20 protein-coding genes are annotated in these 24,627 nt (G+C 71.4%); 11 read left to right on the top strand and 9 right to left on the bottom strand.

Annotated features, from left to right (window positions below):
• Positions 1-59: 59 nt before the first annotated feature.
• A complete protein-coding gene (locus tag AC6EH9_RS11920; protein WP_498423382.1) occupies positions 60-473 on the bottom strand; it encodes a CoA-binding protein in 414 nt (137 codons plus the stop codon).
• Positions 474-560: 87 nt separating this feature from the next.
• Between AC6EH9_RS11920 and AC6EH9_RS11915 the strand changes: the two genes are divergently transcribed.
• A complete protein-coding gene (locus tag AC6EH9_RS11915) occupies positions 561-1,745 on the top strand; it encodes an acyl-CoA dehydrogenase family protein (protein ID WP_498423380.1) in 1,185 nt (394 codons plus the stop codon).
• A 33-nt stretch (positions 1,746-1,778) separates the two neighbouring features.
• On the opposite strand, the gene AC6EH9_RS11910 is transcribed toward AC6EH9_RS11915, so the two are convergent.
• A complete protein-coding gene (locus tag AC6EH9_RS11910) occupies positions 1,779-2,297 on the bottom strand; it encodes a MarR family winged helix-turn-helix transcriptional regulator (protein ID WP_498423378.1) in 519 nt (172 codons plus the stop codon).
• Positions 2,298-2,351: 54 nt separating this feature from the next.
• Here AC6EH9_RS11910 and AC6EH9_RS11905 point away from each other — a divergent pair, with 54 nt between their 5' ends.
• Positions 2,352-3,815 (top strand): MFS transporter, encoded by a 1,464-nt coding sequence (locus AC6EH9_RS11905; RefSeq protein WP_498423525.1) that lies wholly within the window; start codon positions 2,352-2,354, stop codon positions 3,813-3,815.
• 35 nt (positions 3,816-3,850) lie between these two features.
• On the opposite strand, the gene AC6EH9_RS11900 is transcribed toward AC6EH9_RS11905, so the two are convergent.
• The 7 genes from AC6EH9_RS11900 to AC6EH9_RS11870 form a co-directional block, all read right to left on the bottom strand.
• Positions 3,851-4,489: a maleylpyruvate isomerase family mycothiol-dependent enzyme gene (locus AC6EH9_RS11900; protein ID WP_498423376.1), complete on the bottom strand. Its 639-nt coding sequence runs from the start codon at positions 4,487-4,489 to the stop codon at positions 3,851-3,853.
• A 77-nt stretch (positions 4,490-4,566) separates the two neighbouring features.
• The gene (abc-f, locus tag AC6EH9_RS11895) at positions 4,567-6,204 is read right to left on the bottom strand and encodes a ribosomal protection-like ABC-F family protein (RefSeq protein WP_498423375.1); all 1,638 of its coding nucleotides are present in this window, start codon (positions 6,202-6,204) and stop codon (positions 4,567-4,569) included.
• Positions 6,205-6,377: 173 nt separating this feature from the next.
• Positions 6,378-8,015 carry a catalase gene (locus tag AC6EH9_RS11890; RefSeq protein ID WP_498423373.1) on the bottom strand — a complete coding sequence of 546 codons (1,638 nt, stop codon included), beginning with the start codon at positions 8,013-8,015 and terminating at the stop codon, positions 6,378-6,380.
• Between the two features lie 46 nt (positions 8,016-8,061).
• Positions 8,062-8,508: a Fur family transcriptional regulator gene (locus AC6EH9_RS11885; protein ID WP_498423371.1), complete on the bottom strand. Its 447-nt coding sequence runs from the start codon at positions 8,506-8,508 to the stop codon at positions 8,062-8,064.
• A gap of 52 nt (positions 8,509-8,560) precedes the next feature.
• Positions 8,561-9,436: a crotonase/enoyl-CoA hydratase family protein gene (locus tag AC6EH9_RS11880; RefSeq protein WP_498423369.1), complete on the bottom strand. Its 876-nt coding sequence runs from the start codon at positions 9,434-9,436 to the stop codon at positions 8,561-8,563.
• Positions 9,433-10,686 carry an LCP family protein gene (locus AC6EH9_RS11875; protein ID WP_498423368.1) on the bottom strand — a complete coding sequence of 418 codons (1,254 nt, stop codon included), beginning with the start codon at positions 10,684-10,686 and terminating at the stop codon, positions 9,433-9,435. The genes AC6EH9_RS11880 and AC6EH9_RS11875 overlap by 4 nt, the downstream gene beginning before the upstream one ends.
• A 10-nt stretch (positions 10,687-10,696) precedes the next feature.
• Positions 10,697-12,079 carry a WS/DGAT/MGAT family O-acyltransferase gene (locus AC6EH9_RS11870; protein WP_498423366.1) on the bottom strand — a complete coding sequence of 461 codons (1,383 nt, stop codon included), beginning with the start codon at positions 12,077-12,079 and terminating at the stop codon, positions 10,697-10,699.
• A gap of 205 nt (positions 12,080-12,284) precedes the next feature.
• On the opposite strand from AC6EH9_RS11870, the gene AC6EH9_RS11865 reads away from it, so the two are divergent.
• The 9 genes from AC6EH9_RS11865 (at position 12,285) to AC6EH9_RS11825 (ending at position 24,573) form a co-directional block, all read left to right on the top strand.
• Positions 12,285-12,842, top strand: coding sequence for an acyl-CoA thioesterase (locus tag AC6EH9_RS11865; RefSeq protein WP_498423363.1), 558 nt, complete (start codon positions 12,285-12,287; stop codon positions 12,840-12,842).
• Between the two features lie 149 nt (positions 12,843-12,991).
• On the top strand, positions 12,992-14,473 hold the full coding sequence (locus AC6EH9_RS11860; protein ID WP_498423361.1) for an LCP family protein: 1,482 nt from the start codon (positions 12,992-12,994) through the stop codon (positions 14,471-14,473).
• Positions 14,474-14,521: 48 nt separating this feature from the next.
• A complete protein-coding gene (locus tag AC6EH9_RS11855) occupies positions 14,522-15,442 on the top strand; it encodes a glycosyltransferase (RefSeq protein ID WP_498423359.1) in 921 nt (306 codons plus the stop codon).
• Positions 15,439-16,344 (top strand): glycosyltransferase family 2 protein, encoded by a 906-nt coding sequence (locus tag AC6EH9_RS11850; RefSeq protein WP_498423357.1) that lies wholly within the window; start codon positions 15,439-15,441, stop codon positions 16,342-16,344. The genes AC6EH9_RS11855 and AC6EH9_RS11850 overlap by 4 nt, the downstream gene beginning before the upstream one ends.
• 36 nt (positions 16,345-16,380) lie before the next feature.
• Complete coding sequence (glf, locus tag AC6EH9_RS11845) at positions 16,381-17,574, top strand: UDP-galactopyranose mutase (RefSeq protein ID WP_498423356.1); 1,194 nt, start codon at positions 16,381-16,383, stop codon at positions 17,572-17,574.
• Positions 17,571-19,628: a glycosyltransferase gene (locus tag AC6EH9_RS11840; RefSeq protein WP_498423354.1), complete on the top strand. Its 2,058-nt coding sequence runs from the start codon at positions 17,571-17,573 to the stop codon at positions 19,626-19,628. The genes glf and AC6EH9_RS11840 overlap by 4 nt, the downstream gene beginning before the upstream one ends.
• Positions 19,621-20,505 carry an ABC transporter permease gene (locus AC6EH9_RS11835; RefSeq protein ID WP_498423352.1) on the top strand — a complete coding sequence of 295 codons (885 nt, stop codon included), beginning with the start codon at positions 19,621-19,623 and terminating at the stop codon, positions 20,503-20,505. Before AC6EH9_RS11840 ends, AC6EH9_RS11835 begins: the two co-directional genes overlap by 8 nt.
• Entirely contained in the window at positions 20,506-21,282 is a 777-nt protein-coding gene (locus AC6EH9_RS11830; protein WP_498423350.1) for an ABC transporter ATP-binding protein, read from the top strand. It abuts the gene before it with no gap.
• A gap of 357 nt (positions 21,283-21,639) precedes the next feature.
• Positions 21,640-24,573: an FG-GAP-like repeat-containing protein gene (locus AC6EH9_RS11825; protein ID WP_498423348.1), complete on the top strand. Its 2,934-nt coding sequence runs from the start codon at positions 21,640-21,642 to the stop codon at positions 24,571-24,573.
• Positions 24,574-24,627 lie beyond the last annotated feature (54 nt).

The raw sequence follows: 24,627 nt of genomic DNA, 5'->3' as shown, positions 1-24,627 counted from the left end.
TCACCCGCGGGCAAACCCCTGTGGCGCCATGCCCGCCGGCTCGACGGGGCGGCGATGCGTCAGCGAGCGCGGCGCCACTCGATGGCGGGGCAGGTGTCCATCACCATCGCGAGGCCGGCCTGCGTCGTACGGCGGAAGGCGAGCTCGTCGATGACGCCGAGCTGGAACCACACGCCCTTCGCCCCGACCGCCACCGCCTCGTCGGCGAACTGACCGGCCGCCTCGGAGCGGCGGAAGACGTCGACCACGTCGATGTCGAACGGCACGTCGGCCAGCGTCGGGTAGCCCTGCTCGCCCAGCACCGTCGGCGCGGTGGGGTGGATCGGGACGATCCTCTTGCCGCGCTCCTGCAGCAGCCGGGCGATCTCGTAGGCGGTGCGGCTGGGGTCGCCGGAGAGCCCGACGACGGCCCAGGTCTCGAGCTCGTCGAGCATCAGTGCCACGGCCGCGGGATCCTGCCAGTCGGTGCTCATGGGGCCACGCTACGACGACCGGCAAGCCCTCGGTCGGCATCCCGGTCTGGCTGCATCGCACAACTACCCACGGGTAGCATTGGGCGCATGAGCAGCCAGGACTCGTCGACCTACCCGCTGTACGCCCTCTCCGAGGAGCACCAGGCGATCCGGGAGGCGGTCCGGGCGGTGTGCGACGCCAAGGTCGCGCCGTACGCCGCGGCCGTCGACGAGGAGGTCCGCTTCCCGCGTGAGGCGGCTGCCGCGCTGCAGGCCGCCGACTTCCACGCCGCCCACGTGCCCGAGCAGTACGGCGGGGCGGGCGCCGACGCGCTGGCCACCGTGCTGATCATCGAGGAGGTGGCCCGCGCCTGCGTGTCCTCCTCGCTGATCCCGGCGGTCAACAAGCTGGGCTCGCTGCCGGTGCAGATCGCGGGCTCCGAGGAGCTCAAGGCCAAGTACCTCGGCAAGCTGGCCGCCGGCGAGGGCGGCTTCTCCTACTGCCTCTCCGAGCCCGACGCCGGCTCCGACGCGCTGGGCATGAAGACCCGCGCGGTGCGCGACGGCGACGAGTGGGTGCTCAACGGCGTGAAGCGCTGGATCACCAACGCCGGCGAGTCGGAGTTCTACACGGTGATGGCGGTGACCGACCCCGACAAGCGCAGCCGCGGCATCTCGGCGTTCGTGGTGGAGAAGTCGGACCCGGGCGTCTCGTTCGGGGCCCCGGAGAAGAAGCTCGGCATCAAGGGCTCACCGACGCGCGAGGTCTACCTCGACAACGTCCGGATCCCCGCCGACCGGATGATCGGCGCCGAGGGCACCGGGTTCGAGACCGCGATGAAGACCCTCGACCACACCCGGGTGACGATCGCCGCGCAGGCGGTCGGCGTCGCCCAGGGGGCGCTGGACTACGCGCTGGAGTACGCCAAGGAGCGCCAGCAGTTCGGCAAGGCGATCGCGGAGTTCCAGGGCCTGCAGTTCATGCTCGCCGACATGGGCATGAAGGTGGAGGCCGCCCGGCAGATGACGTACGCCGCGGCCGGGCGCAGCGAGCGCGGGGACGACGACCTGACGTTCTTCGGCGCCGCCGCCAAGTGCTTCGCCTCCGACGTGGCGATGGAGGTCACCACCAACGCCGTGCAGATCCTGGGCGGCTACGGCTACACCCGCGACTACCCGGTCGAGCGGATGATGCGCGACGCCAAGATCACCCAGATCTACGAGGGCACCAACCAGGTGCAGCGGATCGTGATGGCACGCCAGCTGCTGGCGGGGGTGCAGAGCGAGCTGTGACGGGCTGGGGCCCGGGCTGGGGCGCCCAGCAGGTCACCTGGGCGGGGTTTCGCCGAGCGCCGGATCGGGCCCCTCGGTGGCCAGGGTGAGCAGGCGCAGGTCGCCGGCCAGGCGCTCCATCAGGTCGCGGTCGACGTCGCCGAACAGCTCCGCCTCGACTTCTCCGACCGCGGCGAGCACCTGCGCGAAGCGCGCGCGCCCCGCCTCGGTGAGCTCGACGTTGACCTGGCGCCGGTCGCGGCTGTCGAAGGCGCGCCGTACCGCGCCGGCCTCCTCGAGCTTGGCGATGCGGTGCGTGATGGCCCCCGGGGTCACCTGAGCGAGGTCCTGCATGGCGCCGACGCTGAGCGGATCCGGCGAGCGGATCAGGCTGGAGAGCAGCGGCAGCTCCCAGAACTCGATGCCCTGCGGAGCCAGCCTGCGGCGGGCCTCGGTGTCGAGATGGTGAGCGAGTCGGCGCAGGCGGGTGTGCACCTCCTTCACGGTGAGGTCCACCCCCGGCCCGCGGACGTGGTCCAGGATCGAGTCGACGCGGTCTCGTCGCTGCGCCATCGGACCTCCTCGTTGGCATTACTTCAACGCTGCGACTATTTTAGCGTGAACCAAATGGAGGTCTGCTCGCCGATGTCGTCACCCACCACCTCAGCTCCGCGGGGCGCCGCCCTGCCCGCCGGACACGCCGATCACGCCAGGGCCACCATCGCGCTGGCGATCCTGGGCATCTTCGTCACCTACGTGCCCATCACCGCCGTCAGCGTCGCGCTCACCACCATCGGCGCCGACACCGGAGCCTCGACGGCCGGGCTGCAGTGGGTCTCGGACGCGTACGTGATCCCGATGGCGGCGGCGGTGCTCTCGGCAGGCGTGTTCGGCGACATCCACGGACGGCGCCGGGTCTTCCTGGTGGGGATGGTGCTCACCATCCTCGGTGGCGCGACCGCCGGCCTCGGCTCGGCTGTCCTCGACGACCACGCCCTGCGCGTCCTGTGGATCGGGCAGGCGATCGCCGGGCTCGGCGCCGGTCTGCTGATCCCGACCACCCTGGCCCTGATCGCCCAGGCGGTCCCGGACTTCCGCGCCCGCGGCAAGTTCATCGGCTTCTGGTCGATGGGCCTGATGTCCGGCCTCGCCCTCGGCCCGATCTTCTCCGGGACCGTGCTGCAGGTCGGTGCCTGGCACTGGATCTACGCCCCGTCCACCACGCTCGCGGTGGTGGCCACCGGGATTGCGCTGCGGCTGCTCCCCGAGTCGGCCCCGGTCGAGGGCCGTCGCCTCGACTGGCCAGGCCAGCTGGCCGCCACGGTCGCGATCGCATTCTCGATCTTCGGCATCATCGAGGGTGGCGAGCAGGGCTGGACGTCCTGGCAGGCGCTGGTCGGGCTGTGCGTGGGCGCGGTCGCCCTGCTGGCGTTCCTGGTGATCGAGCGGCGCAGCGAGGCCCCGCTGATGGACCTGGCGATCTTCCGCTCGCCGGCCTTCTCCGCCTCCGGGTTCGCCGGGGTGATCGCGATGTTCTCCATCGTCGGCGGCATGTTCCTGCTCAGCCTCTTCCTGGGTTTCGTGCAGCGCCTCGACGCGCTCGAGATCGCGCTGCGGCTGCTCTTCGCCACCGGGCTCGGTGTCGCGGTCGGGCCGTTGGCGGCCCTGCTGATGCAGCGGCTCAAGGCGATGCACGTCCTGGCCCTCGGGCTGGTCATCGGCGCCACCGGTCTGTTCTCGCTGACCTTCATCACCGCCGAGACCGGTGTGTGGGACCTCGGCTGGCGCCTGGCGATCTTCGGCCTCGGCAACACCACGATGATGACCGCGGTGACGACCGCCGCGATCAACTCGACCCCGCTGCGGATGGCCGGCATGGCGGCCGCCACCAACACCGTGCTGCGCCAGTACGGCGCCGCGCTCGGCCCCGCGATCCTCGGCGTGGTCTTCAGTCACCGGCTCGCCGGGGGCGCCACCCCCGAGGACGCCTTCGCGGCCGCGCTGATCACCAACGTCGCCCTGCTGCTGCTGGCCGCGGTGGTCTGCCTCGTGGCGGCGCGTCGAGAGACGCACCCGGCCGGCGCGCACTGAGCCGCCCGGCCCCCCGCCACTGCCGGGGGAGCGGATCAGGGCAAGGCGCCGGCCCAGGCGCGCAGCGTCGGCGCGCCGGGACCGGCCAGCTCCTCGGCGAGCGCGGCGCGCCCGGCGACGGTGGTGGCCAGGGCCGCCGCCGGCCCGGTGACCTCGGGCCCGCTCCCGTGCCGCCACTCGAGGTCGACGGCGCGGTAGGACAGCGACGGCCGCCCGCCCCGGATCATCCCCATCATCGGCAGGGGGCCGAGCAGGAAGTCCAGCACCGGAGCCCAGTGCTCTACGGGCCGGTCGACGGGCAGGCCCAGCGGTACGACGATGTCGACGCGGTGGACCATCACGTCGGTCAGCGACGAGCGTGAGCCCAGCCCCGGCGGAGCGAAGCGGTTGTCGGCCTGGCGGCGCAGCGCCGCGGCGAGGTCGGCGCCCGACCAGTCGGCGAGGGTGGTGGTGAGCCACTGGGTGGCCCGGCGCGGCACCCCGCGGCCGTGCACGAACGCGGCCGCCATCGTGCGCCGGTCCGCCTCCAGCACGCTGACCAGGTGGCAGGCCACCGCGTGCACCGTCCAGTCCGGGCACAGGCTCTGGGTCGCCCACTGCTCGGGGCCGAGGGTGTCCCACAGATCCGCCATCGCCCGGCGCTCGGCCGCGATGCTCTGCCAGTGCTCGGACATCGTCCCAGTCTGGGCCGCGATCCCGCCGGGCGCGACCCCCTCGCCCGGAGCCCTACACCGGCGGCTTGCTCGCGAGGCTAGCGGAGCGTGACCCGACCGGCGTCGACGTCCCAGCGCGCGTCGAGCCGGACGTTGTCGAGCAGCCGTCGGTCGTGGGAGACCAGCAGCAGGGCGCCGTCGTAGCTCTCCAGCGCCTCCTCGAGCTGCTCGATCGCGGGGAGGTCGAGGTGGTTGGTCGGCTCGTCGAGCACCAGCAGGTTCACCCCGCGGGCCTGGAGCAGAGCGAGCGCGGCCCGGGTGCGCTCGCCGGGGGACAGGCGCGCCACCAGGCTCGCCACCTGGTCGGCCTTGAGGCCGAACTTGGCGAGCAGCGTGCGCACCTCGGCCGGCGTCATCTGGGGCACCACGGCCTCGAACGCGTCGCCCAGTGCCAGGTCCTCGGCCAGCCCGGTGCGGGCCTGGTCGATCTCGCCCACCGCCACCGAGGCGCCGAGGCTGACGCTGCCGGAGTCGGGGGTCAGCCGGCCCAGGAGCAGGCCGAGCAGGGTGGACTTCCCGGCGCCGTTGGGGCCGGTGATGGCGATCCGGTCGCGGGCGCTGACCTGCAGCGACGCCGGACCGAACGTGAAGTCGCCGCGGCGCAGCGTGGCCTCGTTGAGGGTCGCGACCACCGAGCTGGACCGGGGGGCCGCCCCGATCGTGAACTGCAGGGCCCACTCCTTGCGCGGCTCCTCGACCTCCTCGAGCCGGGCGATGCGCGACTCCATCTGGCGCACCTTCTGGGCCTGCTTCTCCGAGGACTCGGTGCTGGCCTTGCGCCGGATCTTGTCGTTGTCGGGAGCCTTCTTCATCGCGTTGCGCACGCCCTGGGAGCTCCACTCGCGCTGGGTGCGCGCCCGCGCCACGAGGTCGGCCTTCTTGTTCGCGAACTCGTCGTAGGACTCGCGGGCGTGGCGCCGGGCCACCGCGCGCTCCTCCAGATAGGCGTCGTACCCGCCGTCGTAGACCGCGACCTTCTGCTGGGCCAGGTCCAGCTCGACGATCCGGGTGACGCACCGGGCCAGGAACTCGCGGTCGTGGGAGACCAGCACCACTCCGCTGCGCAGCCCGCGGACGAAGGACTCCAGCCGCTCCAGCCCGGCCAGGTCGAGGTCGTTGGTCGGCTCGTCGAGCAGGACGAGGTCGAAGCGGCTGAGCAGCAGCGCGGCGAGCGCGGCGCGGGCGGCCTGGCCGCCGGAGAGCGAGGTCATCAGCGCGTCGGCGCCGACGTCGAGGCCGAGGTCGGCCAGCACGGGTGGGATCCGCTCGTCCAGGTCCGCGGCGCCGCTGGCCAGCCAGTGGTCGAGCGCGACGGCGTAGGCGTCCTCGACACCGGGGGCGCCGGACTCCAGGGCCGCGGCGCTCGCCTCCATCGCGGCGGTGGCCCGGGCGGCGCCGGTGCGCCGGGCGATGTAGTCGGCGACGCGCTCTCCGGGGACCCGCTCGTGCTCCTGGGGGAGCCAGCCCACGAACGCGTCGGAGGGGGCGGTGGAGACGGTCCCGGCCAGGGGCGCGTCGAGGGCGGCGAGCAGCCGGAGCAGGGTGGTCTTGCCGGCCCCGTTGGCGCCGACCACCCCGACCACGTCCCCGGGGGCGACCGTGAGGTCGAGGGACTCGAAGAGCGTGCGGTGGGCGTGCCCTCCGGACAGATCCTTGGCGACGAGGGTTGCGCTCACGGGGGCATCCTAGGCGCCGGTGGATCGGCCCCCGACCGCCGTACCGCGCGAGCTCACGCCGACTCGACCGCCGTACGGCGCGAGCTCACGCCGACTCGGCGTTGTACGTGCGCGAGCTCACGCCGAGTCGGCGCGAAACTCGGGTGAGTTCGCGCCGACTCGGCGTGGGTGGGTCAGCGGGTGACGACTACGTGCTCGTTGGGGACGCAGTGGGTCATTGTGTGACCGGTGACGTCGCGCGGGCCGTTCTTGCCCAGGTTCTCCAGGCGACGCTTCTCCTCGTCGTTGAGCTGCTGGGTCTCCAGCGGCGCGAGGTGGCGCACGTCGTCGGCGGTGATGCCGAGCCCGTCACCCACGCGCTGGCCCAGCTCGTCCTCGCACATGAAGAAGTGCCAGACCATCCGCTCCTGGACCTCCCGGGTGGCCTCGGAGATGTTCGCGACCAGGTTCGCGACCAGGTCGTCGCGCTCCCAGTCCTCCATCAGCCGGAACCGCTCGCCGGCCTGGGCGTAGTCGTTGGTCCGCGGGATCCGGGACCGGGTCAGCCGGCCGCTGATCTCGGGGCCGGTCTCCACGTGCCCGGGCTTGATGGCCTCGCTGAGACCGTTCATCGTGGACGGCTCGTAGTTCACGTGCGGGTTCTGCCCCTCGGCGAGGTCCACCTGGTAGGACATCTCGCCGCCGCGCTGGTTGGTCTGCACGCGGGCGTTCTTCGGCGCGTTCACCGGCAGCTGCAGGTAGTTCGGGCCGACCCGGTAGCGCTGGGTGTCGCTGTAGGAGAAGGTCCGCCCCACCAGCATCTTGTCGTCGGAGAAGTCCAGGCCGTCGACCAGGACACCGGTGCCGAAGGCGATCTGCTCGTTCTCGTTGTGGTGGTCCTCGACGTTGCGGTTGAGCGTCATCGTGCCGACGAACCTCGGCTCGAAGATCTCCTCGGGCCAGACCTTGGTGTCGTCGAGCGGGTCGAAGTCCAGCTCGGGGTGGTCGTGGTCCTCCATCAGCTGGACGTAGAGGTCCCACTGCGGGTAGTCACCGCGCTCGATGGCCTCGTAGAGGTCCTTCGAGGCGTGTCCCAGGTCGCCGGCCTGGATGTTGGCGGCGTCCTCCTCGGTCAGGCTCTTCACGCCCTGCCGCGGCTGCCAGTGGTACTTGACCAGGTGCGAGACGCCCTCGGCGTTCACCCACTTGTAGGTGTTCACCCCGAAGCCCTGCATGTGCCGGTAGTCGGCGGGGATTCCGCGCGGGCTGAACAGGTTCACCAGCATGTGCATCGACTCCGGCGTCTGCGACATGAAGTCGAAGATCCGGGCCGGCTCCTGGCGGAACGTGACCGGGTCCGGCTTCAGGGAGTGGATCACGTCGGGGAACTTGATCGCGTCGCGGATGAAGAAGACGCCCAGGTTGTTGCCGACCAGGTCCCAGTTGCCGTCCTCGGTGTAGAACTTCACCGCGAAGCCGCGCGGGTCGCGGGCCGCCTCGGAGGAGTCGCGCCCGCCGATCACCGTGGAGAAGCGGATCGCCAGCGGCGTCTTCTTGCCGGCCTCGGCGAAGAGCTTGGCTCGGGTGTACTTGGCGATCGGCTCGTCGCCGACCTTCCCGGAGGCCTCGAACTCGCCGTAGCAGACGAACCCGCGCGCGTGCACGACCCGCTCGGGGATGCGCTCGCGGTCGAAGTGGCTGATCTTCTCCAGGAAGTGGTAGTTCTCCAGCGTGGCCGGGCCGCGGGACCCGACCGTGCGCTGGTTCTGGTTGTCGTAGACCGGATGCCCCTGGCGGGTGGTGAGCATTCGACGGCCGTCGTCCTGGGTCATGGTGAATCCTCTCGTCGGTCGATGGTCGTGCGGGTGCGGGCGGTGGTCACGCGCGCGACGACTCCGGGGACGCGGCGCACGCGGGGCACAGGCCCCAGAAGGTCACCTCGGCCTCATCCACGACGAAGCCGTCGGTGGTCGACGGTTCCAGGCACGGCGCGGCACCCACCACGCAGTCCACGTCGACGGTCCGCCCGCAGGAGCGGCAGACCAGGTGGTGGTGGTTGTCGCCGACCCGGGCCTCGTAGCGGGCCGGGGAGCCGGCCGTCTCGACCCGGCGGGCGACACCGGTGCGTCCGAAGGCGTCCAGACAATCGTAGACCGTCTGGATGGAGACATCACCGGCCCGGGCCCGCGTGCGGGCCACGATGTCCTGGACGGGCAGGTGCTCCCCGTGTACGAGGGCATCCTCGAGCACGGCGAGCACGGCTACCCGCGGGCGCGTGACACGTAGGCCCGCTGCGCGGAGCCGTTCGGCTTCGGCTGCCTCCATGGGCGCCCTGGTACCCGATGCGACCCGATCCATGCCCGTCGCGCGGGCGGCGTCAGCCGGGGAAGATCCGCGGGAGGTCGCTGGCCCGGCCGGTGAACTTCGGCTCACGCTTGTCGCGGAACGCCGCCACGCCCTCCTTGCCGTCGCCGACCGAGGTGTGCCACATCGCCAGCGAGTCGGCGAGGTGCGCTTCGAGGGGGTGAGCGGCGGCCGAGTTGCGGTAGAGCATCTGCTTGGCCAGCGCCAGCGCGACGGGGGAGCGGCCCACCACGAAGGAGCGCGCGAGCTCGAGGGCGGCCGGCAGCAGGTCCTCGGGCTCGTGCACCGAGCGGACCAGCCGCCCGGCGTGGGCCTGCTCGGCGGTGAGGATGTCGGCGGAGTAGATCCACTCCAGGGCCTGCTGGATCCCCACGATGCGCGGCAGGAACCACGTGGAGCACGCCTCCGGCACGACCCCGAGGCGACCGAAGACGAAGCCGATCCGCGCCTTGGTCGAGGCCAGCCGGAGGTCCATCGCCAGCGTCATGGTGGCGCCGATGCCGACGGCCGGGCCGTTGATCGCGGCGATCACCGGCTTGGGGCAGGCGTGGATGGCGAGCGTCACCTTGCCTCCGGTGTCGCGCACGCCCTGGTCGTACGGCGCCTCGGTGAGGTGCGCGCGCAGCCCCTCCGGGGTGGGGTCGGCGTCCTCGTCGAGACCGAAGACGTTGCCCTCGGCGGAGAGGTCCATGCCGGCGCAGAAGGCCCGGCCCGCGCCGGTCACGACGATCGCCTTCACCTCGTCGTCGCGCGCCGCGTCGAGGAAGACCTGCTCGAGCTCGGCGGCCATCGTGACCGTGAACGCGTTCAGCGCGTCGGGGCGGGCGAGGGTCAGCGTGGCGACGCCGTCGGCGTCCACGCTCCAGTCGAGGGTGGAGAAGGAGGTCATCTGGGGAGTCCTGACGGTGTGCAGAGCTTCTTGGGGATGTCGTCGGTCTTGTCTTCGGCGATGTAGTCGAACATCTGCTGGGAGCGCTCCGCGTCCCAGGTCACCCGCAGGTCCGAGATCGGCACGCCGCAGGTGAGCCCCTTGTCGCCGTTCACCCGGGTCATCGCCATCGCGAACTTGCCCAGCGTGAAGACACCGGTGCCCTCGCTGACCCGCACCGCGTCGGCTGCCGCCGTGTTGAGGCGGAAGTAGCGCACCGGGTTGAGCACCGTCCACGGCGAGAGCACCTTGGCGCCGAGCGCGGAGACCACCTCGCGCTGCGCCGCGGCACGGTCCACGTCTCCGCGCGCCGAGTAGGTCTTGCGTGAGCGGGCGTAGCCGAGAGCGGTGAGCCCGTCGACCTCCTGGCAGCCCTTCTTGATGTTCAGCCGCGCGGCGGGGTCCTTCATCGCCTGCTTCGGGCAGATCTCCACGCCCCCCACGGCGTCGACCATGTTGATCACGCCGCCGAAGCCGATCTCGATGTAGTGGTCGACGCGGATGCCGGTGTTCTGCTCGATGGTCTCCACCAGCAGCGGCGCCCCGCCGTAGGCGAAGGCAGCGTTGACCTTGCCGGTCCCGTGCTCGGGGATCTCCACGGTGGAGTCCCGGGGGATCGACATCAGCACGTTCGGGCCCGAGCCGGTGTGCAGCAGCATGATGGTGTCGGTGCGCTGGCCCTGGCGCTCGCCGGCGCGCACCGCCTTGCGCTGCTCGTCGCTGAGGTCGTCGGCCTTGTCGCTGCCGACGACCAGGTACGTCGTGCCGGGCTGCTCGCCGGGCCGGTCGCCCTCGGGGGTGGCGTCCACCTTCTCGACCTTCTGCAGGGCCCAGATGGGGGTCGCCACCAGGAAGATCAGCCACAGGATGAGCAGCGCCCACACCCAGCGCAGGCGGGGGCGCGGACGCCAGCGGCGGCCTCGAGGCGGCTCGCCGGGCGGGGCCGGAGCGGGGCGCGGTGGCGCGGTGCGCGTGGACGACGAGGGCCGAGGGGCCGGGCGCGGCGTGGGCTCGGCGGCGGGCCGACGGACACCGGGTGCCGGCTGCACCGGCATCACCTGGGTCTCGTCGGGGCGCGGGCGCCGGCGGGGCGTGGTGGGGATCGCCCGGGTGGCGTCGTCGGGCGGCGTGCCCGTCGCGCCGGAGCCGTAGAGCCAGTCGTACTCCGGAGTCCCCTTGTCGGGTCCGCCGTTGGGGGGACGGTCAACCATGTTCCAGACGCTACCGCGCCGCGCCCACCAGTTCGGTGACCGACGCCGCCATGGCGTCGACGAGCACGTCGAGGTCGGGGGCCGCGTCGTAGTCCGCGGTGATCCCGAAGGTCAGGGTGTCGCAGTAGGAGAAGATCGCCACGCCGAAGCGCACCTGGTCCGCGATCGGCACGTAGGGCAGCAGCGACACCGCCTCGCGGCCCAGGGCGTAGAGGGGCTGTCGTGGTCCCGGCACGTTGGTCGTCACCGTGCTGATCTGGCGCTGGGGCAGGCCCAGGCCCAGCTTCATCGCCCAGGCGACCGGGGCGAAGGCACTCAGCTCCAACGCGGCGGTCAGGTTGCCGCCGGCCTCGATCTGGTGGCTGGCGCGCAGCTTGCCGATGCGCTCGTGCACCGCCAGCAGCCGCTCGACGGGATCGGCGAGGTCGACGGGCAGGTGGGGCAGCATCATCGAGACCCGGTTGTCGGGGATCGACTCCTCGCCCGGCGCGCGGGTGGAGACCGGGACCAGCGAGCGCAGGGCCCGCGCGTCGGGGGTCTCCCCGCGGTGCAGCAGCAGCGCGCGGAAGCCGCCGGCCACGGCGGCGAGCGCGACGTCGTTGACGGTGACGCCGTAGGCCTTGCGCACCGCGCGCACGTCCTCCAGGCGGGTGTCGGTCCAGGCGTAGCGGCGGCTGCCGTCCAGGGCCCCGGTCAGCGAGGTGGCCGGGCCGGGGCGCAGCGTGCCGGCCAGGGCCAGCAGCCCGCGGGCGGAGTCCAGGCTCGAGCGCATCAGCCGGCCGGGGCTGCGCACGGTCCGGCCGAGCGCCGCCACCGTGTGGGCCGGGGTGGTGCTCAGGTCCCACAGGGCCTGCGCGGTGAACGCGGCCGTCGAGACCGGTGCCGCGGGCTGCCAGTCGTCGGGCACCGCGGGACGGGGCTCGGGGGTGGGGTCGAGCACGAGCTTGTAGAGGTCGGTGCCGGAGACCCCGTCGACGACGCTGTGGTGGAGCTTGGACAGCAGCGCCCACCGACCCTCGGGCAGGCCCTCGCAGAACCAGTACTCCCACAGCGGCCGGCCGCGGTCCATCCTGCGTGACATCACCCGGCTCAGCAGCCGGCCGATCTCGGCGGGACCGCCGGGCGAGGGCAGGGCGGTGTTGCGGATGTGCCAGCGCACGTCGAAGTCGGGGTCGTCGACCCAGGCCGGGGGAGCGATGTCGAAGGGGACCTGGCGCAGCTTCTGGCGGTAGCGCGGCACCAGCGGCAGGCGGCCGGCGATCGTCTCGACGAACTCGTCGAAGTCCGGGGCTGGCCCCTCGAAGATCGCGAACGATCCGATGGCCATCGAGGCGGTGGGATCGACGTCCTCCGCCTCCAAGAAGGCCGCCGCCAGCGGTGTGAGTCGCTCCATGTTCACTCCCTGTCCGGGAGCACCTCGGCCCCCCGCCAGGCGTCGGCCCCGTCACCACGCCCGGATCGACCATGGCAGAAGGGCGCCGCGCTGTCCACGGGTCGCACGACCCCCGCGCGGGCTCGAGGAGATCCCCGCCACTTCTGCGCCCGATGCCCGCGGCCCTTCGGCGCCGCGGCCCTCGGGCGCGACTAGCGTTCCGCGCATGAGCGAGCACCAGACCGAGCTGATGGACCCCTCGGCACTGGCCCATTCGGCACTGGCGGAGCCGGTACTGGCGCACCCGCCGGCCTACGCGCGGGTGTCGCTGGCGATGCTGATGCACACCGCCGAGGCCAACCTGCTCGGCAACGTGCACGGGGGCGAGATCATGAAGCTGGCCGACTCGACGGCCGGCGCGGTCGCCCAGCGGCACAGCGGCGGCCCGGCGGTCACCGCGGCGATGGACGAGATGGTCTTCCTCAACCCGGTCCGGGTCGGCGACATCGTCAGGACCTCGGCCCAGGTCAACTGGGCCGGGCGCTCCTCGATGGAGATCGGCGTGCGGGTGGAGGCGCAGCCCTGGGACGACGCCGCGGAGCCCCGCCACGTCGCCTCGGCGTACTTCGTCTTCGTGGCCGTCGACGCCGACGGCGCGGCTCGCCCCGTGCCCGCCCTGGTGCCCGAGACCCGCACCGAGGTACGGCGCTCGCGTGAGGCCGAGATCCGGCGCTCCCACCGGCTCGCCCGCAAGCAGGAGATCGACCGCGGCCGCGACCGCTGAGCCGGGCCATCCGGCGAGGAGAGTGAGCCGACACCGGCGCGTCGTACCCGCCTGTGACTGCTGGGACTGGTGATACTGGCTGTCTTGGGTCGGCCAGCTCCGCACGACCCATCAGCTCAGCAGGACCCATCAGTAGAGAGGCACTTCGGATGCCACCCGAATCTTCCCCCGGGTTGCCCGATCGAGACGGCGACCTGCCCGGCCCCGGACGACCGGTCGCGCTGAGCGCGGACGACCGTGCCGGGCGCGTGCGGTTCCGTCGCGCGATCACGCTGATGCTGATGACGCTGGTCCTGCCGGGCTCCGCGCAGCTGGTCGCCGGCAACCGGCGCGTCGGGCGGATCGCCCTTCTGACCTGCGCCGCGGTGCTGGCGATCGCACTGCCGGTGCTGCTGCTCGGCTTGGTCTGGCACGGCCTCCTCTACTGGCTCGGCACCAACACCTTCTTGCTGGGGGTCCTGCGGCTGCTGCTGATGGCGCTGGCCATCGGCTGGGCGGTGCTGTTCATGGACGCCTGGCGCCTCGGCGCCCCGCTGACCCTGCGCCAGAACCACCGGCTCGCGGTCGTCGGCGTCAACGGCCTGCTGTGCTTCTCGGTCGCCGGGACGCTGCTCTTCGGCGCCCACGTGGTGGGAGTCCAGCGCGACTTCCTGACGATGTTCGGCGACGGCAAGGTGGCCGGCTCCTCGGACGGGCGCTTCAACGTGCTCCTGCTCGGCGGGGACTCCGGCGCCGGCCGCTGGGGGCTGCGCCCCGACTCCCTCACGGTGGCCAGCGTGGACGCCGAGACCGGGCGCACGGTGCTGATCGGGCTGCCGCGCAACATGGCGAACTTCCCCTTCGCCAAGGGCTCGACGATGGCCGAGCAGTTCCCCGACGGCTTCGACTGCGACGACTGCTACCTCAACGGCGTCAGCACCTGGGCCGAGGACAACCCCGAGCTCTTCGGAGACTCCGAGCACCCCGGCATGGACGCCACCGTCTCCGCGGTGGAGGGCATCACCGACCTCGACATCAGCTACTGGGCGATGGTCAACCTCGAGGGCTTCAAGGACCTGGTCGACGCGTTCGGCGGCGTCACCCTCAACGTGCGCGACCGGATCCCGGTGGGCCTCCCGCACGACGACTTCTTCCACTACATCGAGCCCGGCGAGCGCAAGCTCGACGGTCACGACACGCTGTGGTTCGCCCGGGCCCGTGAGGGCTCCGACGACTACTCGCGGATGGCGCGGCAGAAGTGCGTGATGAACGCGATGATCACCCAGATCAGCCCGACCACGGCGGTCCGCAACTTCGAGAAGATCGCCGCGGCGAGCTCGGCGATGGTCTCCACGAATCTGCCCGGCAGCGAGTTGGACCGGTTCCTCCCGCTGGCTCTCAAGGCCAAGGGTCAGAAGATCTCGACGCTCTCGCTGGTCCCGCCGATGATCCAGACCGCGGATCCCGACATCGACCTGGTCCACCGCAAGGTCGCCGAGGCGATCGACGCCTCCGAGGGCACGGCGAAGGCGCCGAAGAAGAAGAAGGCGAAGGCGGCCCAGCCGCCGACCTCGGTGACCGGCGGCTCGATCGGCTCCCTGCGCGAGGGCTACGCCGCCAACCAGGCCGAGGACCTGGGCTCGGCCTGCTGAGCGGCCGCGGGTGCGGACCGGCTCAGGCCACGCCCTAGGGTGTATGCCGTGCCCCCCGACGACCATCCGAACGAGCGCGTGCTCGCCGTCGTGGTCACCTTCAACCGCCTGGCGCTGCTCCAGCGGCTGCTCGCCCGCCTCGCCCAGGTCGGCCGGCTCGACGGCGTGCTCGTGGTCGACAACGCCTCCACCGACGGCACCGGCGCCTGGCTGGCAGCCTCGGCCCCGGCGGGCGTGGAGACCCTCACCCTGCCGGAGAACCGGGGCGGCGCCGGAGGCTTCCACGCCGGTCTGGCCGCCGCTGTCGAGCGCGGTGCCGACCTGGTCTGGCTGATGGACGACGACGGCGTCCCCGAACCGGACTGCCTCGACGTGCTGCTGGGCCACCGCGACCTCGACTTCTGGGGCCCCGCGGTGCTGGCCGAGCAGGACCCGACCCGGCTGTGCTTCCCGATCCGCCTGCCCGGCTCCACCCAGGTCGTGCACGCGATGGCGCAGGTCGAGGCGGCCGCGCGCGACGGGCTGATCCCCGACGTGGTCATCCCCTTCAACGGCGTCCTGCTCACCCGCGAGCTGGTGGAGCGCATCGGCCTGCCGCGCGAGGAGTTCTTCATCTGGGGCGACGACGTGGAGTACCTCTGGCGCGCCCGCGCCGCCGGCGCCCGGGTGGCCACCGTCGTCGACGCCCGCTTCCTGCACCCGGCCACCGACGACCTGGGCACGCCGATGGCGCACGGGCGCACGACGTACAACCACAGCCCGAGCGACCTCAAGCACTACTGCATGGCGCGCAACAACCTCGTCAACCTGCGCGACTACCGCGGCCGCCTGCCCGCGCTGGCGTTCGTGGCCAAGACCGCGTGGTTCTACACCTTCACCCGGCCCAGCGTCCGTCGCCTGCGGCTGAGCGCCCGCGCGATGTACGCCGGGCTGCGCGGTGACTTCACCGGGCACCGGAGGTACCTGTGAGCGAGAGCGTCGCGGTCGTCATCGTGACCTACAACCGGGCCGAGCTGCTCGCCCGGATGCTGGACGGGCTGGCCGCCCAGACCCGGATGCCCGATGCCGTCCACGTGATCGACAACGCCAGCTCCGACGAGACCCGCGCGGTCCTGCAGGCACGTCGCGACCTGCCCCTGGTGCTCACCCACAGCGAGGAGAACCTCGGTGGTGCCGGCGGCTTCCACCTCGGCGTCCAGCAGGCCTACGAGGCCGGGCACGACCGGATCTGGCTGATGGACGACGACGTGGTGCCGGCCCCGGACTGTCTCGAGGTGCTGCTGCGCCACGACGCGCCGTGCCTGGCCGCGGTGCGCGAGGACCTCGCCGGACGGCTCGTGGAGAAGGCCGCCGTCCGCTTCGACCTGCGCAACCCGCTCGCGGTCCGGCCCAAGCGGGCCACCGTCGACTCGACGTACGCCGACCGGGGCGCCATGCCCGAGACGGTGCCGGTCGAGAACGTGGCCTTCGAGGGCTTCCTGGTGCACCGCCGGGTGATCGACGCGATCGGCCTGCCGGACCCGTCGTTCTTCATCTTCTACGACGACGTCGACTTCGCCGTGCGGGCCCGCCGCGCCGGTTTCCCGGTGCTGGCCGTGCGCGACGCGGTGCTGGTGCGCCAGCTCGACTTCGACCAGCAGCACTCCCTGGACACGTGGAAGGGGTTCTATATGTTCCGCAACCTCTTCGTCGTCCACTTCCGCTACGGCGAGAACGCCCTCGTCCGACTCAAGCCCTACCTCATCGCCCTCGCCGTCGTCTGTCTCAGCCCGCTGCGCGGCGGACGGGCGGAGGCGGTGAACGTGATCCGTGCCATTCGCTCGGCGCGGACCATGCGTCGAGTGCCCGAGCGTGCCCTTTCCCGTCGCTAGACTGACGGTCGCGTCAACCCACAGGAGAAGCTCCCCTTGACTGACCCCGGCAACCCGCCCCTGCCCGACCTCGTCGTCGTCGGCTCCGGATTCTTCGGTCTGACCATCGCCGAGCGCTGTGCCGATGAGCTGGGACTCAAGGTCCTGGTGCTCGAGCGTCGTGCCCACCTCGGTGGCAACGCCTACAGCGAGATCGACCCCGAGACCGGGATCGAGGTGCACAAGTACGGCACTCACCTGTTCCACACCTCCAACGAGAAGGTGTGGGCCTACGTGAACCGGTTCACCGACTTCACCGACTACCAGCACCGGGTGTTCGCGAAGTACCAGGGACAGGTCTACTCCTTCCCGATGAACCTGGCGCTGATCAACCAGTTCTTCGGCCGCTCCCACACGCCCGACGAGGCGCGTGCGCTGATCGCCGAGCAGGCCAGCGAGATCGCCACCGCCGAGGCGACGAACCTCGAGGAGAAGGCGATCTCCCTGATCGGGCGCCCGCTCTACGAGGCGTTCGTGAAGGGGTACACCGCGAAGCAGTGGCAGACCGACCCCAAGGAGCTGTCGGCCGACATCATCACGCGGCTGCCGGTGCGCTACAACTTCGACAACCGCTACTTCAACGACAAGTACGAGGGCCTGCCGGTCGACGGGTACACCGCCTGGCTCGACGCGATGGCGGACCACCCGAACATCGAGGTGCGCCTGGAGACCGACTTCTTCGACGTCGCCGACGACTACCGCGGCAGGGTCCCGATCGTCTACACCGGCCCGGTCGACGAGTACTTCGACAACCGCGAGGGCCGGCTGTCGTGGCGCACCATCGACCTGGAGGCCGAGACCGTCGACGTCGACGACTACCAGGGCACCGGGGTCGTCAACGCCAACGACGAGGACGTGCCCTGGACCCGGGTCCTGGAGTTCAAGCACCTCCACCCCGAGCGCACCTACCTGCCGGGCAAGACGATCGTCGTGCACGAGTACTCGCGCTTCGCCGAGGAGGGCGACGAGCCCTACTACCCGGTGAACACCGCGGAGGACCGGGCCAAGCTGCTCAAGTACCGCGAGCTGGCCAAGAAGGAGGAGATGGTGCTCTTCGGCGGCCGGCTCGGCACCTACAAGTACCTCGACATGCACATGGCGATCGGCTCGGCGCTGTCCATGTTCGAGAACAAGCTCAAGCCGCACTTCGCCGAGGGTGCGCCGTTGACCAGTGGGGGAGTGGACGAATGAGCACCACAGAGATCGCGACCGGGACCCTGCAGAGCCAGGCGACGGGCACCGGCCCGCGCCGGGTGCTGATGCGCCAGGTGCTGCCGGCGGACCGGGACCTCGACGTCCTGCCGCTCTACGTGGACACCCAGCCGGTGTCCCTGGACGCCGACAAGTACGAGATCGGCACCAACCGCAACGCCCGGGCGCTGCACGCGGCCGCCATGCGCCAGTCCGCCTCGAGCGGCGACAGCATCCACCCCGACCAGATCGTCGGGCGCCACACGGTGCGGATCCTCTCGGGGGCGAAGCTCTCCTTCGGCACCTACTTCAACGCCTTCCCGGCCGGCTACTGGCGGCGCTGGTCGGTGGTCAGCCAGGTGCGCCTGACGGTGTCGCTGAGTGGCCGCGGCGCGTCGGTGGTGGTCTACAAGTCCACCGCCAACGGGCGCTCCCAGCGCGTCGACCAGGCCAGCACCGAGGACGTGGACAGCGCCACCTTCTCCTTCGACCTGCCGCTGAAGCCGTTCGTGGACGGCGGCTGGTACTGGTACGACGTGGTCGCCAGCGACCAGGACACCGAGGTCAGCGCGGTCTGGGACGCCGAGGTTCCCGAGGACCGGGCCACGCCCGGCTCGGTCGCCATCGCGATCACCACCATGAACCGCCCCGACTTCTGCGCCGAGCTGCTCACCCAGATCGGTGACGACGAGGGCGTGCACGAGCTGCTCGACGAGGTGCTCGTGATGGAGCAGGGCACCCAGAAGGTCTCCGACAGCCCGCTGTTCCCCGGCGTCGAGAAGTCGCTGGGCGACAAGCTGCGGGTGATCGAGCAGGGCAACCTCGGCGGGTCCGGCGGCTACGCCCGCGGGCAGCTGGAGACGCTGCGCAAGGGCACCGCGACGTACGTCATGTGCATGGACGACGACGTCGTCTGCGAGCCCGAGGGCATCATCCGCGCGGTCACCTTCGGCGACCTCGCCCGCCGCCCCACCATCGTGGGCGGTCACATGTTCAGCCTCTACGCCCGCTCGCGGCTGCACAGCTTCGGCGAGATCGTCCAGCCGTGGCGCTTCTGGTGGCAGTCCGCGCCGGGCGTCTTCACCGACTGGGACTTCGCCGCGCGCAACCTGCGCTCGACGCGGTGGCTGCACAAGCGCATCGACGTGGACTTCAACGGCTGGTTCATGTGCCTGATCCCGACCGTGGTGCTCGAGGAGATCGGGCTGTCGCTGCCGCTGTTCATCAAGTGGGACGACAGCGAGTTCGGGCTGCGGGCCAAGGCGGCCGGCTACCCGACGGTGAGCTTCCCCGGTGCCGCGGTGTGGCACGTGCCGTGGACCGACAAGAACGACGCGCTGGACTGGCAGGCCTACTTCCACCAGCGCAACCGCTTCATCGCGGCGCTGCTGCACTCGCAGTACGACCGCGGCGGGCGGATGCTGCGCGAGAGCCTCAACCACCAGATCGCCAAGCTGGTCGCGATGCAGTACTCCACCGTCGAGCTGCGCCACCAGGCGCTCGAGGACGTGCTGGCCGGGCCCGCCGCGCTGCACCGCGACCTGCCGGTGCGGCTGCCGCAGATCAACGCCTTCCGCAAGCAGTTCACCGACGCCCAGCTCGAGGCCGACCCGGACGCGTTCCCGCGGGTCCGGCGCTCCAAGCCGCCCCGCAAGGGCAAGGACGGCACCGAGATGCCGGGGCGGTGGGCGCTGCTGGTCACCGCCGGCGTCGCCCCGCTGCGCCAGCTCAAGCGGCCGCGTGCGCTCTCGCGCAAGCACCCCGAGGCGGAGATCCCCGCCATGGACGCGCAGTGGTACCGCCTGGCGCGCTACGACTCGGCGATCGTGTCGATGCCCGACGGCACCTCCGCGGCGCTGTACCAGCGTGATCCCGAGCGCTACCGCGACCTGCTGCGCCGTACGATCCTGATCCACCAGCGGCTGCGCCGCGAGTGGCCGCGACTGGCGCAGGAGTACCGCGACGCGCTCGACGAGGTGACCTCTCCGCAGGCCTGGGAGGAGACGTTCCGTCCCTGGATGGACCCGGAGGGGGAGGACCAACTCGGTGACTGAGCACGCGCAGGCGGTGCGGGTGGTGGACGCCCCCCTCGCCCCGCCGTCTGCCACCAGCGGCTTGTTCGAGGTGTTCCGGCGCCGCTACCTGCTCAAGCTGCTGGTGCGCCGGGAGATCTCGGCGCGCTACCAGGGTTCGTTCCTGGGTCTGTTCTGGTCCTACCTGCAGCCGGCGTTCCGGTTGGCGATGTACTACTTCGTGATCTCGGTGATCCTGGATCGCGGGATCGAGAACTTCGCGATCCACCTGTTCGCCGGCATGGTGATGGTGCACTTCTTCACCGAGACCTTCGGGGCCGGGACCCGCTCGATCGTGCGGAACAAGGGCTTCGTGAAGAAGATGGCGGTGCCCCGGGAGATGTTCCCGGTCGCCTCCACCCTGGTCTCGGCCTATCACGTGGTCCCCGGGCTGGTGCTGCTCGTCTCCCTGTGCCTGTGGTTGGGCTGGACGCCGGACCTGACCGGGATGGCGGCGGCGGTGCTCGGCTTCGCGCTGGTCGCGGTCCTCGGCACCGCGCTGGGGTTGCTGTTCAGCGCGGCGAACGTGTTCTTCCGCGACTTCGGCAACGTGGTGGCGACGCTGACCCAGTTCACCACCTTCAGCGTGCCGATGATCTACCCCTACAGCATGGTGGCCGATCGCTTCGGGGAGTTCGCGCACTACTACCTGCTCAACCCCATCGCCGAGGCCGTGCTGCTCTTCCAGCGCGCCTTCTGGGTCGGCACCACCGACGACCCGACGGCCACCATCGCCGAGCACATGCCCGACCACCTCTTCGCGATCGGCTTCGCCCACCTCGGGGTCGCGGTGGTGCTGCTGGCCGTGGCCCAGCTGGTCTTCACCCGGCTCGAGAACAAGATCCCGGAGCGTCTGTAGATGACCAGGTCCATCGTCGTCGAGGACGTCTCCAAGTCGTTCACCCTGCGCTACCACCGCACGCTGAAGCAGATGTCGGTGGCGGCGCTGCGCGGCAAGCCGCTCAGCGAGACCTTCCAGGCCCTCGACCACGTCTCCTTCACCGTGGAGCAGGGTGAGTCGATCGGCCTGATGGGGCTCAACGGGTCGGGCAAGAGCACGCTGCTCAAGCTCATCAACGGGATCATGCGACCCGACTCGGGGTCGGTGCTCACCCGGGGCCGTATCGCCGGGCTGATCGCCACCGGCGCGGGGTTCCACCCGCAGCTCAGCGGTCGCGAGAACATCTTCCTGAACGCCGCGGTCCTCGGCATGACCGAGGCCGAGACCCGGCGCAAGCTCGACGACATCGTCGAGTTCGCCGACGTGGGCAAGCACCTGGACTCGCCGGTGGGCCACTACAGCTCGGGCATGTTCGCCCGGCTGGGCTTCGCGGTGGCGATCCACGTCGACTCCGACATCTTCCTGGCCGACGAGGTGCTCGCGGTGGGCGACAAGCCCTTCAAGGAGAAGTGCATGCAGCGCATGCAGGAGGTGCGCGACAGCGGTCGCACCCTCTTCTACGTCAGCCACGCCGCCGGCTCGGTGCGCAAGATGTGCGACCGGGTGCTGGTGCTGGAGAAGGGCCGGCTCGCCTACGACGGCGAGGTCGACGCCGGCATCCACTACCTGAAGTACGACGCCCCGTCCGGCACCGACCAGGAGATCGCCGACGAGGAGCTCGCCAACGACGTCTGAACTCGTGTGCGTGGGGGAGCAGCGACCGTTCGGAAGGAAAACGCGACCCCTGCGCAGCCGGGCCGAGCCTGGGGGCTCGTGAGTTTTCCTTCTCAACGGTCGCTGGCCGGCTGACCCTGCCTCGTCCGCGGGGACAGGCCGGGGTGACAGCGGGGGATCCCGGGCGTGTCGGGGTGGCGAGACGGTGTCGGAAAGCCCACAATCACCTGCCCCGGTTTGACAAACTTCGAATCCGTCGGCGTGTCGACTGGAAATTACACTCTTGTAGTTACTCGCGAAGTCTTGCGGTGACCAGTGTGACTGATGTGAAACTTGCTACCCATGTGAATCACTTCCCCCGCACTGGAGTAGCAGACGATGCGTCCCAGCAAGGCCCGATACGTCACTGCCTGCCAACAAGCGCTGGCTCTGGCTGCCGTCTTCGCGGTCTTGGCGCCCGCAGCCACCGTCATCTCGCTGGACGTCGTGCACCAGGGGCCGAGCGGGTCGGCGGCCGTGGCGGATCGGGCCGAGCCGGAGACGGCCGTCGTGCCGACCGCTCCCGTCGACGCCGTCGTCCGCGAGACCCGGCTGACGCCGGCAGCCCCCGGCTCGGCGCGCCGCGGCCAGGGCGGCGCCGAGCCTCAGACGCCCCGCGAGGCGCCCCAGGGCGGCGCGGGGGAGGCGCCCCAGGGTGGCGAGGGGGAGAACCCTGGTAGCGGCGACAAGCCAGGCGACAAGCCGGGCGGCAAGTCGGGCGACGCGGTCGTCAGCGCGCCGGAGCGGGTCAGCGGCTACGGGGCGGTCGGGGTCACCTGGAGCGGCCAAGACCGGATCGACGACGAGACCATCACGGTGCAGGCCCGTACCCGCACGGCGGACGGTTGGTCGGAGTGGACCGAGCTGGCCTACCACGACGAGCACGGTCCTGACCCGTCCACCACCGAGGGTGCGAAGGCCCGCCCCGGCACCGACCCGCTGTTCGTCGGCAACGTCGACGAGGTCCAGGTCCGGGCGAGCACCGACGCCGGTACGGCGGTGCCGGCGGACATGAAGGTGGCCGTGATCGAGCCCGGCCAGGCCGAGGGCACCGAGGTCGAGACGCCGGCGTACGGCGCCGGCGCGCCGGCCGCGGTGTCGCCGTCCACCAGCCCCTCCGCGGCGCCGTCCTCGGCTCCGGAGCCCGCGGACGCGGCCGAGTCGGCGGACCCGGCGATCGCGCTCCAGGCGGCCGCTCTGCCGGCCCGCCCCCAGATCTTCTCCCGCGCCCAGTGGGGCGCCGACGAGCGCCTGCGCGACAACGGCTCCCTGCGCTACGGCAAGGTCACCGCCGGCTTCGTGCACCACACGGTGAACGCCAACAACTACACCCAGGCCGAGGTGCCGGGCATCATCCGCAGCATCTACGCCTACCACACCCGCTCGCGCGGCTGGAGCGACGTGGGCTACAACTTCCTGGTCGACCGGTTCGGGCGGATCTGGGAGGGACGCTACGGCGGCGTCACCAAGGCGGTCGTCGGGGCGCACACGCTCGGCTACAACGACTACGCGTTCGCCATGTCGGCGATCGGCAACTTCGAGCTGGTCCAGCCGTCCGCGGCGATGGTCAACGCCTACGGAGACCTGTTCGCCTGGAAGCTCGGCCTGCACGGCGTCTCCGCCTCCTCGGCGCGCCAGAAGGTGGGCTCGGGCACGTTCGCGGCCATCAGCGGGCACCGCGACGCGGGCTCCACCGCCTGCCCCGGCCGCTACCTCTACGCCAAGATCGGTGCGATCCGGACCCGGGCGGCCAGCCTCCAGACCAACGCGCCCACCCCGACCCCGACCCCGACTCCGACGCCCACTCCGACGCCCACGCCCACGCCGACTCCGACGCCGACGCCGACGCCTGATCCGAAGACCCCGGTGACCGTCAACCCGGCCCCGGACTCGAACCTGGTCGGCAGCGCGCACCCCGACATCGTGATGCGCAGCGCGACGGGCAAGAAGGGCGTGATCCTGCCGACCCGCGGGCTGCTCAAGTTCTCGGCGCCGATGCGCCGTGCGGGTGCCTGGGCCGGACACCTCGTGGTGACCAGCCCCGACCTCAACCGCGACGGACGCAGCGACCTGGTCGCCATCAACCGCAAGACGCGGGTCACCACGACGTACGCCGGCAACGGCGCCGGCCGGTTCACCACGCGGCTCAAGCAGATGCGCAAGCTCTTCGTCGGCTTCGACCAGATCGTCGCGGTCGGTGACCTCGACGGCAACGGGCGCAACGACCTGGTTGGACGCCGCAAGAAGGACGGGCGGCTCTTCCTGTTCTCCGGCAGCGGCAAGGGCGGCTTCACGGCCCGCCAGCTCACCAAGGGGTGGAACGCCTACAACCACGTGACCTCCACCGGCGACGTGACCGGCGACGGGCGGCCCGACCTGCTGGCCCGCGACCGCTCGGGGAACCTGTGGATGCACGCCGGTGCCGCCGGCGGCACCGTGGCCGCGCGGGTGCGCGTCGGCAGCGGTTGGGGCGGCTACGACGTGATCGCCGGCTACGGCGACTACAACGGCGACGGGCGCGCGGACCTCTTCGTGCGTCGGCGCAGCGATCAGCTGGGTTTCGTGGTGCCCTCGACCGGCAGCGGCTCGTTCGGCCACCCGCTGGGTCCGATCGGCTCGTTCGCCGGGCTCTCCTCGGTCACCGGTGGCGGGAACGTCCTCGGTGACAGCGCCCCCGACCTGGTCGGCCTGCAGGGGGCGCGACTGACGGTGCTGCGCCACCTGGGGGAGTACGACCTCGGCGAGCCGGTCCCGACCAACCTCAAGCTGGGCACGGCCGACCTGGTCCTCAACGTGGGCGACTGGAACAAGGACGGCATCGGCGATGTGATGAGCCGTCACGCCGAGTCGGGTGCGATGAGCCTGCGGCTGGGCAAGGGTGGCGGCCAGTTCGCGCCGCCGAAGCTGCTGGCCAAGGGGATGGGCAAGCTCAAGGGGCTCGCCGCCGTGGGTGACGTGACCGGCGACGGCCTGCCCGACCTGATGGGCCGCGTCGGTGCCAAGAGGTGGGTCTACCCGGGCCGCGGCGCCACGCTGGCGCTCGGCAAGCGGATCCCCGCCGTGATGGCCGACGACCGGCTCGCCAAGGTGAACCTGTCCGGCTACGACTGGGTCATCGAGACCCGCGACGTCACGCTCAGCCGCCGGTCCAGCCTGATCGTGCGGGAGTCCAGCACCGGACGCCTCTGGGTGCTGCGCGACAACGGCCAGGGCGGCTTCGAGGCCCCGCGCTTCCTCGCCGACGGGCTGCTCGGCTACGACCTGGCCGGCTGACCCGCCGCCCACCCGCCCACCGCCGGACGCCCACCGCCGGCTGTAACGCGGGGT

The sequence above is a fragment of the Nocardioides sp. Z21_20 genome, assembly GCF_059766585.1.
Note: the sequence above shows the minus strand (reverse complement) of the source record. Positions and strands in the feature narration are given on the sequence as shown.